The following is a 13,438-nucleotide window of genomic DNA, read 5'->3' as shown; positions in this document are numbered from 1 at the left end:
CCATTCCGAACAGAGAAGTTAAGCTTCGTCACGCCGATGGTACTGCTAATTGTGGGAGAGTAGGTAGTCGCCGTTTTAGAGAGAAAGATCCCCGAGGTAGAGATACTTCGGGGATTTTCGCGTTTATTATTTACTTGAAATACCTTATTAATCTGTACTACATGTTTTTGTAATATTGATTCCGTTATTTTGCATCAGACAAAAATGAAAAAGAAATGGAATTAAGACCACATTACAGGACAATCGTTTTATCTGATATTCACCTTGGTACAACTCATTCTAAAGTTGATGAGGTGAGTGATTTTCTTAGTACGGTAGATTGCGACCGGCTTATTCTTAACGGTGATATTATTGACGGGTGGCATTTGCAAAAATCGGGTGTAAAGAAGTGGAAACCACAGCACACCCGTTTTTTCAAGATTATAATGAAAATGATGGAAAAGTGTGGTACTGAGGTTATTTATGTACGTGGAAATCACGATGACTTCCTTGATAATCTTGTACCATTGCAGTTTTCTAATGTAAGTATAGTAAAGGATTATATTCTGGAGAGTAATGGCCGTCATTACTTTGTCACTCATGGAGATGTGTTCGATAAGGTTACAACAGAGATGAAATGGTTGGCTAAGCTGGGCGATGTGGGTTATACATTATTGCTTTGGATGAACGGCATGTATAACAGATACCGTGCCAAACAGGGCAAACCTTATTTTTCATTGTCGCAGGCTATAAAACATAAAGTTAAATCGGCAGTATCTTATATTTCCGATTTTGAGAAAGTTCTTGTGGATTTTGCGCGTAAGCGTGATTGTGATGGAGTGATTTGCGGACATATACATCATCCTGAAAACAGAATTGTAGATGGCATCCATTATTTGAATTCCGGAGACTGGGTCGAGACGCTTTCTGCTCTTACTGAAGATGAAAACGGTGTGTGGGAAGTGGTAAACTACTCTGATGTGATTAATCAATTGAATAAGACAGCGAAACTGACAATTTTATCTGTAGCATCATGAAATTCCTTTTTATTGTTCAGGGAGAGGGGCGCGGACACCTTACTCAGGCCATAACTTTGGAGAATGTTCTGTTGAGAAGCGGTCATGAAGTAGTGGAAATACTTGTAGGAAAAAGTGAGTCCAGACGATTGCCCGGATTCTTTACGCGCAGTGTGCATGCTCCGGTAAAACAGTTTGTAAGTCCTAATTTTCTTCCTACACCATCAAACAAACGTGTCAATATCACGCGCAGTATATTATATAATGTAATGAAGGTTCCTGAATATTGGGGAAGCATGCGTTATATCAACGAACGCATCTCAAAGACAGGTGCCGATATGGTCATTAATTTTTATGAGCTGCTTACAGGGCTGACTTATTTCTTATATCGTCCTGCTGTGCCTCAGGTGTGTATAGGGCATCAATATCTTTTCCTTCATAAGGATTTCGAGTTGCCTCAGAAAAACAGGTGTGGAATGAGGCTTCTCAATATGTTTACCAGACTCACTGCATTGGGAGCAAAAGAGCATCTTGCACTTTCTTTCCGCAGTATGAAAGATGATGACAGAAATAGGATTAAGGTCGTACCACCTCTGTTGAGACGTGAAGTGTTCCGTCAGGAATCATCCGATGGGGGTTACATCCACGGATATATGGTCAATTCCGGTTTTTCGGAATGTATTATGCGCTGGCACAAGGAACATCCTGAAACCCATTTGCGCTTTTTCTGGGACAGATGGGATGAAGGGCCGGTCAGGAAAGTTGATGACACGTTGAGCTTTTATCAGTTGGACGATGTCGAGTTTCTGCGTCAGATGGCAGGTTGCAAGGCGTATGCCAGCACTGCAGGTTTTGAGTCTGTATGCGAGGCTATGTACTTGGGCAAACCTTTGATGATGGTACCTGCACACATAGAGCAGGAGTGTAATGCTTTCGATGCCATGAAAAGTTCTGCCGGTATTGTCGATAATGATTTTGATTTGAGTAAGCTGCTGGAATTCTCCGAGACGTATAAACCAGATGCAAAATTCAAGGACTGGGTAAACTCGGCAGAATATATGATAGTTAACGAACTGGAAAGTCTTGCCTCTACTGAATTTATGCCTAATATGTATATGGTGGAAGAATATATATAACAAAATAGCTCATTTTCTGTTCATTTACCGAACAATGTATTGATAATTTTTGTATATTGCAATAACAATGTAATATGTATTACCTTCCTTTGCACAAAAATTAGATATTATGGCAAATAAGAAGAAAGAAAATCCATATCTGGAAAGAGATATAAGCTGGATGTACTTTAACAGACGTATCCTGCAGGAGGCAACTCGTCAGCATGTACCTTTGCTGGAAAGAATGGCTTTCCTGGGAATATACTCAAATAATCTTGATGAGTTCTTCCGTGTACGTATGGCCTCGCAGAACCGTATTGCTGAGTGTGAGGATAAATCAGCAGCCAAGGATAGTGAAAAGGCCAAGAAGATAATCAAGATAATTACGAAACTGAATTCGGAATACGCCAAAGAATATGAAAAGGCGGTGGAAAGTGTCATCTCAGACCTTGAAAAAGAAAACATTTTCATTGTTGATGATGAAAATATATCGCCCGAACAGTTGGAGTATATACGTTCATACTATAAGGATAAACTTAACGGCTTTATTGTCCCTGTATGGTTCTCGGCTATAAAGACGCTTGAATCAGAGACTGACGAAAACATCTTCCTGGCAGTCAAGCTTCAGAAAGATAATGGCACGAAGAATATAGTCGACTATGCTTTCCTTGAACTGCCGGTAGGATTGTGCGGACGTTTTGTACGTCTTCCGGATTGCGACGGAAAGAGTTACATGATGTATCTTGATGATGTGGTGAGATGCTGTCTTCCTATCGTTTTCGAAGGACTGGAATATACCAAGTTCGAAGCATACGCCTTCAAGTTTACCCGCGATGCAGAGATGGAGATAGATAATGACTTGCGTACAGGTACATTGCAGAAGATTTCCAAGGGTGTGAAGAGCCGTAAGCGTGGTGAACCTCTACGTGTGATTTATGATGGCGATATGCCTAAGGACCTGATGAAGCGTGTTCTCAACAAACTGGATGTGGATTCATGGGATACTATCCTTTCCGGCGGTCGTTATCAGAACCATAAGGACTTGATGAAGTTCCCTGATTGTGGCAGGAAGAACCTGAAATATCCGGCATGGACTCCTATTATGAAAAAGGAGCTTGACGGTCCGGAAAGTCTTTTGTCGAAGATTCAGGAAAGAGACAGATTTATCCATGTGCCTTACCATAACTTTGATTCATTCATAAGAGTGCTTCAGGAAGCTGCCGTAAGCAAGAGGGTTAACAGTATCAAGATTACTCTGTATCGTCTTGCCAAGGAATCAAAGGTTGTAAAAGCCCTTATCGGTGCAGCGCGTAACGGAAAGAAGGTTACCGTGGTAATCGAGTTGCTTGCCCGTTTCGATGAGGCTTCCAATATTAGCTGGTCAAAGAAAATGCAGGATGCAGGCATCAAGGTAATATTCGGAGTTGAAGGCTTGAAGGTACACTCCAAGATTACACACATCGGTATGAAAACCGGTCCGGATATAGCTTGTGTAAGTACAGGTAACTTCCACGAAGGTAATGCCCGTATGTATACAGACTGTGTATTGATGACTGCCTCAAGAAGACTTGTAAATGATGTTGATGCAGTATTCGACTTTATCGAACGCCCTTACACACCGATAAAGTTCAAGGAGTTGCTTGTCTCTCCAAATGAGATGAAGAACAAGTTCATAACTCTTATCAATAATGAAATAAAGAACCGCAAGGCGGGAAAACCTGCATATATCAAGATAAAGATAAACCACATCACAGACCCTATAATGGTAGAAAAGCTTTATGAGGCATCTCAGGCCGGTGTGGATATCGATTTGGTGGTACGAGGTAACTGCTCGTTGGTGCCTGGAATTCCGGGAGTGAGTAGCAATATCAGAATTACGGGTATTATAGACCGTTATCTGGAACACTCACGAATCTTTATCTTTGCCGCAGGAGGAGAGGAAAAGATTTTCATGGGCTCTGCCGACTGGATGCCGCGAAATCTTGACAATCGTGTGGAGGTAATTACTCCGGTTTACGATTCTGCCATAAAAGGAGAACTGAAGCGAATTGTAGACTATGGTTTGAAGGACACTCTTCAGGGACGTATAGTCGACGGATTTGGTGATAACAACTTCGCTTCTCTGGCAGAAAATGAAACACCGTTCCGTTCTCAAGAGGCTCTCTACGATAGCTATCTTGCTGAAAACGAATAGATATTATAGCTTGATTTTTCACAACGTTGCTTGTCGCTTGCCCGCAAGGGTATAGTGGCAAGCAATTATTCGCATTTATAAACTTACTGTTAAATTATAAAAAACGAATACTATGAGCAAGGAGATTGAAACAACACTAAATGGTGTGAATTATGCGGCCATCGACATAGGTTCCAATGCCGTACGTTTGCTTATCAAGCATCTTGAAGAAACAAAAGAAGGGGTAAAATTCTCAAAGGTATTGCTGTTGCGTGTGCCTCTTCGTCTGGGTTTCGATGTATTCTCAAAGAATAAAATCTCAGACAAACGTGCCAAGAATATGCTTCGTCTGATGAAGGCCTACAGTCATCTGATGAAGATATACGATGTGAAGGATTATCGTGCGTGTGCCACTTCGGCAATGCGTGACTCAAAGAACGGACCTGAGATTATAAAGCGTATAGCCAAGGAAACAGGGATACAGATAGAGATTATCGACGGTCAGGAAGAAGCGAAAATAGTTTATAATAATCATGTGGAATCCATGGACGACCGCAAAGGCAACTATATGTATGTCGATGTAGGCGGTGGCAGTACGGAGATAAATCTGCTGTCGCAAGGCCAGTTGGTCTGCAGCCGTTCCTACAATATCGGTACTGTACGTATTCTGAATGAGGCAGTAAAGGAAGGCGAATGGGATAGACTCAAGAATGATATGGCGGATCTGGCGAAATCATATCCAGATACTAATATTATCGGTTCTGGAGGTAATATCAACAAGCTGTATCGTATGATAGAGAAAAAAGACAAGAAACGTGAACGTATGACTGTAGCCTCATTGCAGGAACTGCATAATGAATTGAAGCAGTACACTGTAGCGGAAAGAATGCAGAAGTTCAATCTAAAGCCTGACCGTGCCGATGTTATTGTTCCGGCTGGTGATATTTTCCTCACTATTGCAGGTATTATAAAAGCGACTTACATCTATGTGCCTGTTATCGGACTTGCCGACGGAGTGATAGACGGAATTTATTTGCGCAACAAATGGAAAGCTCTTAATAATGAGGTGTGATATATTACACAAAAACGGCGGAACAAATCGTTCCGCCGTTTTTGTGTATATGACTTATGTTAGAATCTGCATCTCAGGTCAACACCAATCTGCATCGGGCGTCCCATTTGTGCGAATCCTCTGTTCATCGATTCAAAGTAGAATGCCTGGTAGTCAGTGTTCAGTGCATTGTTTATCCAGATACCAATCTGTCCGTTACCCTTGTTCAGGCTTATACGTCCGTTCAGTGTGCCGTAAAGGTCCTGGTAAGCATTGTTCTGTTCTGTCCAGTAGATACGTCCTGCACCTTTGTAGTTCGCGTTTACTATTATGTTGTCCAGCCATGCACCGCTCTTCATGCGGAAAATATACTGACCTCCTACAGTGAAGGTATGTTCCGGAACGAATGGAACGTAATTGCCATTGTAACTTACTTCCTGTAATTTGCCTTGTGCATCCTTATAGTTACTTATATACTCAGTGAACTTAGAGTTTGTATATCCATAGTTACCATTCAAAATAAAATTATCTGTTATCTGAGCTTTCAGAGCCAGTTCTCCACCTATGCTTCTGCTCTTTCCTGCATTGATTGTGGTACGTCCCAGTCCGCTTTCCGCAAAACGTGAAATCTGCTGGTCGTGAGTATCCATATAGAATGCGGCAATGTCAGCTTGCAGACGTCCGTCGAACATAGTGAGATGTGAACCAATTTCGTAGTTCCATGAGTATTCAGGTTTGTACAGCGTAGCATCCTTGATATCAACTCCATCCTTCTTGAACATTTCCAGCATTCCTGCAAATTGGCTAAACTCGTCTGTACCTGCTACTGCATCAATCATTGAATTACGGAGTGAACCTTGGATAATGTCAGAGAACATCTGTATGTTATAACCCCCTGAGCGGTATCCTTTACTCACTGTTGCATATACATTGTTCATTGTATTCCAGCTATACTGTAAGGAAAACTTAGGAAGAATTTGCAAATAGTCGGTTGAGAGTCCTCCTTTGAATACAGATAAAGCTTCAAGATTTTTAACTTCTATAGGAATTTGACCCATTTTGAATAGAAAGTTAAATGGCATACTTGTAGAAGTATTGTAATCCATTTTTATCTTTTCATAATCCAAACGTATACCAACAGTAGCAGATAAACCTTCAATCAAAAAATCATTAAGTGTAGATTGATGATAAACGGCACCATTAAGTGTAGGTGTGTCGAATATACCAGGTACATTAATTTGGCTTGAAGTGATATCTACTTTTATTTCTGGTGCTTGAGGATTACCACTGGGGAATATACTGTTAATATTATTTTCAATTATCGCCTGGATACCATCCTCGTGGAAAGTCACCGGTCCTTCAGTGTCAAGCCACTGATAGAAACCGCTCACACCTGTAGTCCACTGCCAGCGGCGTCCCGGTTTCGATTTAAGCACTATTTCCTCACTTATGGTCTTTGAGTTCTGTCTCTGCGACATAGTGTATACATTCTTTCTTGTGAAATCCTGGTCGAGGTTCATTTCGTCTTTCAGATACTGGAAACCTGTCACACTGCTAAGGATAAAGTTTTCAGCCTGGTGTTCAATGTTCAGACCTCCGTTGAGGAGATGACGCATATATCCGCACTCGTTATTGTAAGCCACTTTGCCCAAGTCGCCTTTCAGGTCCTGATAATAGATGTCATTTTCAGAAATGTTTGTCAGCTTATATGGATAACCGCCCTGATTGGAATATTCATAATTCACAGTGAAGTCCAGTTTAAGATTGTCCTTTGGCAACCAGATAGCCCTCATTCTTCCGCCTACTTCGTCACCTTTGTCTATCTTCTCGTTGTTGCGTGCCACATTTTCAAAGAAACCTCCTTCATGCTCATAAAAAGCTCCTGCCGAGAAAGCGAATTTTTCTGAAATACGGTGGTAGTGGTTTACGGAAGCCTTATAGTTGTTATAGGTAGCAGCTCCAAGGCTTATATCTGTACCTTGATATGAAAAAGGTGATTTAGTGAACACACGGATAAGACCACCCATGGTGTTACGTCCGTACAGAGTACCCTGCGGACCGCGCAATACGTCTATACGTTCTATATCCGAATAATTGAAATCGAAAGCAGATTTGTCGATGAAAGGAATATTGTCTACGTACAGTCCCACGGCAGGAGTGTTGATTCTTGAACCGATACCTCTTACATAAACAGAAGTTGTAAGTTTTGAACCGTAGTCAGGAATGAAAAGGTTAGGAACAAGTCCGGACAATGATTTTACTGATGTGACAGAATTGTTTCTCATATCTCCCTGCGAGAATGATGTGGCAGACAGAGGCTGTTGTCTCAATCTGTTATTTTCTTTAGGAGTAGCGATAACCACCACTTCTTCTATGTCTATCACTCTGGTTGTGTCTGCCGGTGCGCTGATGTTTTCGTTTGTGGGCAGACTGTAGGCAGGAGTCACTCCGGTTGCTATGGTAACACCTGCCGCCATTAATTTAAATGTCTTTAGAGCTGTATGTCTTCTCATTTTTTCAGTCTGTATATGGTTTTTGTAATTCGTTTGCAAAGGAAATGCAATGCGCGAAAACGTACAATCCTAATTTATTATGATTTTAAATGCTGTCGGCGTCAATGTATCCGTTCATGACAGCATAAATAGCCAGTCCTGAAACGGATTTTATACCGAGTTTTTCCGTGATGTTCTTCCTGTGGGATATCACTGTGGTCAGACTGATATTCAGTTTTTCGGCTATTTCCTTGTTTATATATCCCTTGGTTACCAGAACCAATACTTCTATTTCCCTGGCAGACAAAGCTGGTATACTATCCTTTGGCTGAGGCTTGACCGGATGATGAGTCATTTCGTGTCCTCTGCTTCTCATTTCCATAAAAGCCTTGATCAGTTTTTCCTGAGGCAGGAAAGTGTTGAGCACAGGAACACCGACAGGTATTTGAGGTTCACCTGCCGACAGGACAATGCTTTTAGGTCTTCTTTCAAGGAAGAAAGCAGTGTGCTCGAAATATATTGATGTCGACACAAAATAGTGTGCATACATATCAGGAGTATCGTCTATCAGAGCTTCGAACGAGTGGAACACGCGTATGACAGCCTGCGGTATCAACTCTTCCAATATGGTCTGCAATCCAAGTGCCGTAAGAGTATTCTTTTCGATTATAGCAATTTCAGGAATCATTTTATTATCGTTTAAACAGTGTTTAAATGGTATTTAAATGGTGTTTAAATTCTCATGAACGCAGCAACAGCTTCTGCACATCTCTCTCCGTCAACTCCTGCAGAGACTATTCCTCCGGCATAACCTGCACCTTCGCCACATGGGAATAGTCCTTCCACTGTGACATGCTGCAGTGTTTCGTTGTCGCGTACAATTCTGACAGGTGCCGATGTACGTGTTTCCACTGCAATCATCACCGCATCGTTGGTGAGGAAACCTCGTGAACTCCTGCCGAACATTTCGAATCCCTTACTCAGGCGTTCGCTGATGAATTCAGGCATCCAGAAGTGTAGGGGAGATGATATGATGCCGGGACTGTAGGAAGTGACAGGAAGGTCGTAGCTCAGTTTCTTTCTTGTGAAGTCCACCATTCTCTGTGCCGGTGCCGTCTGTCGCATATTTGCCTGCTGCCAGCATATCTGTTCCAGTCTTTCCTGGAACTGCATCATAGCCAGTACAGACTGTTCTCCATCTTTGGTTGTCTTGCGTATCAGTTCTTCTGTTTGCTGTTCTGCAGATCCTTCAATCGCTTCGCATGCCTGCAGTTGCAGGGTAGGGTCGTTCAAGTCTTCAGGACGAATCTCTACCACCATTCCCGAGTTGCTCCATTTCGTACCACGGTTGCTTGGACTCATTCCGTTTACGACAAGCTGGTGAGGACCGCTTGCAGCCGGAACCACAAAACCGCCAGGGCACATACAGAAACTATATACACCACGTCCGTCCACCTGCTGTACGAAACTGTATTCCGCGGCAGGCAGATATTTACCCCTACCGTTTTTGTTGTGATATTGAATCTGGTCGATAAGCATTGATGGATGCTCCAGACGCACACCTACGGCAAGACCTTTAGTCTCCATCTTCACACCATTTGCGTACAGCCAGCGGTAAACATCGCGAGCAGAATGGCCGGTAGCAAGTATCACAGGACCTCTGAAAGTCCTTCCGTCGTTAGTCTCAATACCAACAACCTTGTTTCTCTCTATTATAATGGCATCCATTCTTGTCTTGAAGTGGACTTCTCCGCCACATTCCAGAATGGTGTTTCTCATGTTTTCAATTACTCTCGGCAGTTTGTCCGTACCGATGTGAGGATGAGCATCGATAAGGATTGAAGTACTGGCCCCGTGCTGGCAGAACACATTCAGAATCTTGTCCACATTGCCGCGCTTCTTGCTTCTTGTGTAAAGCTTGCCGTCGGAATAAGCGCCTGCTCCACCTTCGCCGAAACTGTAGTTCGATTCAGGGTCAACCTTATGTTCACGGCTGATTTTTGCCAAATCTTCTTTTCTTTCGCGCACGTTCTTTCCGCGTTCAATCACTATCGGACGCAGACCCAGCTCTATAAGTCGCAGTGCTGCAAACAGTCCTCCCGGACCGGCGCCCACAACAATCACCTGTGGCTTTCCGCTCACGTTCTTGTATTCTGTTGGAGTATATTCTTGTGTGTCCGGCACTTCGTTGATGAACACCTGTACCTTTACATTTACATATATGGTACGCTGACGTGCGTCGATACTCTTTTTCAGAACTCTTACTGCATTGATAGTTCTGATGTCAAGCCCCTTTTCGCGGCTGATATATGTCTTCAGCGACTGTTCGCTTGCAGCCTGTTCAGGCAATATTCTGAGTTGATATTCGTTTACCATCTTAATTAAGTTTTAGTCTTTATGTTCATCCGAAAAGTTCCCTGAATGCTTCTTCCACTTTTCTTACCGGAACAAGTTCAATCTTTATTTTCTTTTTATCCAATCCTTGCAGATTATGTTTGGGGATCAGCATACGTGTGAAACCAAGTTTCTCAGCCTCGCTTATCCTCTGTTCGATTCTGTTTACGGGGCGTATCTCTCCGCTAAGTCCCACTTCGCCTGCCATACATACACCCGATTCTATTTCCGTGTCCATATTGCTAGACAGAATGGCGCTTATCACAGCCAGGTCGATAGCCGGGTCGTTAACTTTCAGTCCGCCGGCAATGTTCAGGAACACATCCTTCTGAGCTAGTTTGAAACCTACACGTTTCTCCAGTACGGCAAGCAGCATGTTCATTCTTCGGATGTCGAACCCTGTTGCCGAGCGTTGAGGCGTTCCGTAGGCAGCAGTACTTACAAGAGCCTGCACCTCGATAAGGAATGGACGGATACCTTCAGTTGCACAGGCTATGGAAATTCCGCTCATTCCTTCATGATCCTGGGTGAGCAGCAGTTCAGAAGGATTGCTTACCTGACGCAGACCGTCCTGACGCATCTCGTATATACCCAGTTCTGCGGTACTTCCGAAACGGTTCTTTATGCTTCGCAGTATTCGGTACATATAGTGCTGGTCGCCTTCGAACTGAAGTACTGTATCTACTATATGTTCCAATACTTTAGGTCCGGCAATGCTTCCTTCCTTGTTGATGTGTCCAATCAGTATGACCGGAGTTCCCGTTTCCTTCGCAAATCGCAGTATTGCAGCCGAGCATTCTCTCACCTGTACTATGCTTCCTGGGGATGAGTCAAGACTTTCTGTAGAAATAGTCTGTATGGAGTCTATGATAACCAAGTCCGGAGCAGTACTCTTAATATTGGCGAAAATCTGTTCCAGTGAAGTCTCGCATGCTATGAGCAGTTCGCTCTCTCCGTTATGCTTTATTCTGTCCGCACGCAATTTGAGTTGTCGCGCGCTTTCCTCGCCGGAGATATACAGTATTCTTTTGTTGGTCAGATGCAGAACAGTTTGCAGGACAAGGGTTGACTTACCTATACCCGGTTCGCCGCCAAGCAGTGTGAGCGAACCTTGCACCAGTCCGCCGCCGAGCACTCTGTTCAGTTCGTCGTCCATAAGGTCAATTCTTTGTTCCTCCGATGAGACAATTTCCTTAAGATATTGTGGTTTTGAGCGTATGGATTCAATACCGTGGGCGGCATGCTTTGTCACAGGCGCTTCTTTCCTGACCACCTCTTCTGTGAAAGTGTTCCACTGTCCGCATGAAGGACATTTGCCAATCCATTTTGGTGACTCCTGTCCGCAGTTTGTGCATACGAATACTGTTTTGTCTTTTGCCATTGTTTATACTGGATTATGTATATTATGCAAAAGTAATGAAAGGTGAGCGTTGAGGCAAATGAAATACTTAATTTTTCAATTTGTGTCATTTTGATCAGGCGTATAGTCGGTATTTCATGGAAAGATAATTTATTGAAATGTTTTGTTGTTTCACTCAAGTTTTTTTGCGTTGTGTGTCTTATTTTACATGCTTATTATATTGATAATCAAATTCTTATTTTCAGATGTTACTCTTTTTTGAGTGGTAAAGAAAGTTGGATATCCAGTATGAATAGATGGCAACAGGTATAAATAAAATTTTTCCTTCCGGTGTGTCATATTTTCCAAAACGTGTTTTGGATGTGACAAAGATTTTTCTTACGCTATGGTTAAATGATAAAAAAGTATGAAGTGATTTTAATTCTGTAGGGTTATCAGCAAAACGGTCTGTCCACTTAATTTCTGCAACAGAAATCGCTTTTTGTGTTGCCATGTCTACCCATACAATATCAACCTCACCTTTCGTACGCCCCTTTGCCCAGTTGGCATAAAAAAAATCGGTCTTTCCGCCTTGAATCCATTGAGAAAATACTGCTGTTTCTACCATGCTTCCAATAAATTCGTCATCTTCCTTTATAGGTGTGAATAAAGCACAACGCAATGAAGGATTTGTAAGATAAATTTTGAAAGATGTAACTCGTTGCATACGTTTTGCATTTTGGTCTATACGATTTACAATTTTTATTAAAAAAGCGGCTTCAAGATATTCTAAATATCTTTTTATTGTTTCTTTTTTGATGCCGGCTTCAGTTGAGAGGGATTCGTATGAAAATTCATTTCCTGAACGAAAAGCTATGTGTACGAATAGCTTGTTTAGTTCTTGTATATCAGATATTCCATAAAGACTTGGCAAGTCTCGCAACAATACTTTGTCTATAATATCATTTTTAATGTATTGTCCCGGATTTCGACGGATGGTTTCAGAGAATACAACCTCAGGGTATCCTCCAAAATTTATATATTCGATAAAATGCTGGTTAAGCGTGTCAATATTTATAGTATCATACGGAGATATTTCGTTTTTGTTTTCTACTATTAGTGAGTCTAACCCTTTGAATTTTATATACTCATAGAAAGTTAGTGGTGGTAACAGGAAATCGCTGAATCTTCCGGCTCCACTTTCAATGCTTTTCATTTTCAACGCAGCTGCTGCAGAACCGGATGCGACAAAACGTGAAGAGCGATATGTGTCAACCATAGATTTCAAATGTACCTCCCAATTTTTCAGGTACTGTATTTCATCAAAAAACACATAAAATCCCTCAAAATTTTTTTCATCTTTGAGAGCTTTTCTGGCAAGTGAAAAAAGATTGTCTAATGAAATATTATTATATATGGGTGTATCAACAGATACATAAATAATTTTTTTAGGATTTATTCCTGAGGAAATTAATCTGTCGATAGAATGATAAATCATAACAGTTTTTCCTACACGTCGTGGCCCCATCAATATTACTGCGCGTCTTACAGATAAATCTGTCATTAATTCATAAAAATCATCTAAATATGCTCGACGAGGAAATTTTGTAAAGTCCTCATCCACTTTCCCTGATTCCCACCAGGGATTATCAAGGACCATACGTTTCTGTATTTGTTCTTCAATGAAAGAATTTACAATATTCATATACTATTATTTTGTAATACCTCAAAGATGAAAAAAAACTATTATTTATGCAAGTAATGTATTAATAAATATATTCAAATATGACTATTTTATACTATAATGTATATTAGTAATTATAAGCAAGAGGTCAAAAATAAGAAATATATTCAACACGAAATATTAATATTGTATCAT

Annotated in this window: 9 protein-coding genes and 1 rRNA gene; 5 read left to right on the top strand and 5 right to left on the bottom strand. The window is 41.6% G+C overall.

The features are described 5' to 3' along the window. The 5 genes from rrf to I6E24_RS12585 all read left to right on the top strand — a co-directional run. Nucleotides 1-76: ribosomal RNA gene (gene rrf / locus I6E24_RS17625) — 5S ribosomal RNA — on the top strand; the annotation flags it as partial. A 139-nt stretch (nt 77-215) separates the two neighbouring features. Next, complete coding sequence (locus I6E24_RS12600; protein WP_235328892.1) at nt 216-1,016, top strand: UDP-2,3-diacylglucosamine diphosphatase; 801 nt, start codon at nt 216-218, stop codon at nt 1,014-1,016. Next, complete coding sequence (locus tag I6E24_RS12595) at nt 1,013-2,131, top strand: glycosyltransferase family protein (protein WP_235328891.1); 1,119 nt, start codon at nt 1,013-1,015, stop codon at nt 2,129-2,131. Before I6E24_RS12600 ends, I6E24_RS12595 begins: the two co-directional genes overlap by 4 nt. Nucleotides 2,132-2,240: 109 nt before the next feature. Next, entirely contained in the window at nt 2,241-4,304 is a 2,064-nt protein-coding gene (locus I6E24_RS12590; protein ID WP_235328890.1) for an RNA degradosome polyphosphate kinase, read from the top strand. Between the two features lie 112 nt (nt 4,305-4,416). After that, on the top strand, nt 4,417-5,355 hold the full coding sequence (locus tag I6E24_RS12585) for a Ppx/GppA phosphatase family protein (RefSeq protein ID WP_235328889.1): 939 nt from the start codon (nt 4,417-4,419) through the stop codon (nt 5,353-5,355). 59 nt (nt 5,356-5,414) lie between these two features. Here the strand turns inward: I6E24_RS12585 and I6E24_RS12580 are convergent, their stop codons facing one another. The 5 genes from I6E24_RS12580 to I6E24_RS12560 all read right to left on the bottom strand — a co-directional run bounded on the left by I6E24_RS12580 (nt 5,415) and on the right by I6E24_RS12560 (nt 13,264). Then, a complete protein-coding gene (locus I6E24_RS12580) occupies nt 5,415-7,847 on the bottom strand; it encodes a TonB-dependent receptor (RefSeq protein WP_235328888.1) in 2,433 nt (810 codons plus the stop codon). Nucleotides 7,848-7,932: 85 nt separating this feature from the next. Further along, complete coding sequence (locus tag I6E24_RS12575; RefSeq protein WP_235328887.1) at nt 7,933-8,514, bottom strand: response regulator transcription factor; 582 nt, start codon at nt 8,512-8,514, stop codon at nt 7,933-7,935. Nucleotides 8,515-8,558: 44 nt separating this feature from the next. Next, on the bottom strand, nt 8,559-10,202 hold the full coding sequence (locus tag I6E24_RS12570; protein WP_235328886.1) for an NAD(P)/FAD-dependent oxidoreductase: 1,644 nt from the start codon (nt 10,200-10,202) through the stop codon (nt 8,559-8,561). Between the two features lie 25 nt (nt 10,203-10,227). Further along, on the bottom strand, nt 10,228-11,601 hold the full coding sequence (gene radA, locus I6E24_RS12565; protein ID WP_235328885.1) for a DNA repair protein RadA: 1,374 nt from the start codon (nt 11,599-11,601) through the stop codon (nt 10,228-10,230). Nucleotides 11,602-11,821: 220 nt separating this feature from the next. Then, the gene (locus I6E24_RS12560) at nt 11,822-13,264 is read right to left on the bottom strand and encodes an ATP-binding protein (RefSeq protein ID WP_235328884.1); all 1,443 of its coding nucleotides are present in this window, start codon (nt 13,262-13,264) and stop codon (nt 11,822-11,824) included. Nucleotides 13,265-13,438 lie beyond the last annotated feature (174 nt).

The sequence above is a fragment of the Bacteroides caecigallinarum genome, from assembly GCF_021530995.1.
Classification (GTDB): domain Bacteria; phylum Bacteroidota; class Bacteroidia; order Bacteroidales; family Bacteroidaceae; genus Phocaeicola; species Phocaeicola faecigallinarum.
Note: the sequence above shows the minus strand (reverse complement) of the source record. Positions and strands in the feature narration are given on the sequence as shown.

What these genes read in the sequence shown, in the direction of transcription:
- I6E24_RS12585 (WP_235328889.1), top strand. Translation starts at nt 4,417, where the DNA reads ATGAGCAAGGAGATTGAAACAACACTAAATGGTGTGAATTATGCGGCC.
- I6E24_RS12590 (WP_235328890.1), top strand. Translation starts at nt 2,241, where the DNA reads ATGGCAAATAAGAAGAAAGAAAATCCATATCTGGAAAGAGATATAAGC.
- I6E24_RS12570 (WP_235328886.1), bottom strand. Translation starts at nt 10,202, where the DNA reads ATGGTAAACGAATATCAACTCAGAATATTGCCTGAACAGGCTGCAAGC.
- I6E24_RS12600 (WP_235328892.1), top strand. Translation starts at nt 216, where the DNA reads ATGGAATTAAGACCACATTACAGGACAATCGTTTTATCTGATATTCAC.
- I6E24_RS12560 (WP_235328884.1), bottom strand. Translation starts at nt 13,264, where the DNA reads ATGAATATTGTAAATTCTTTCATTGAAGAACAAATACAGAAACGTATG.
- I6E24_RS12595 (WP_235328891.1), top strand. Translation starts at nt 1,013, where the DNA reads ATGAAATTCCTTTTTATTGTTCAGGGAGAGGGGCGCGGACACCTTACT.
- I6E24_RS12580 (WP_235328888.1), bottom strand. Translation starts at nt 7,847, where the DNA reads ATGAGAAGACATACAGCTCTAAAGACATTTAAATTAATGGCGGCAGGT.
- I6E24_RS12575 (WP_235328887.1), bottom strand. Translation starts at nt 8,514, where the DNA reads ATGATTCCTGAAATTGCTATAATCGAAAAGAATACTCTTACGGCACTT.
- radA (WP_235328885.1), bottom strand. Translation starts at nt 11,601, where the DNA reads ATGGCAAAAGACAAAACAGTATTCGTATGCACAAACTGCGGACAGGAG.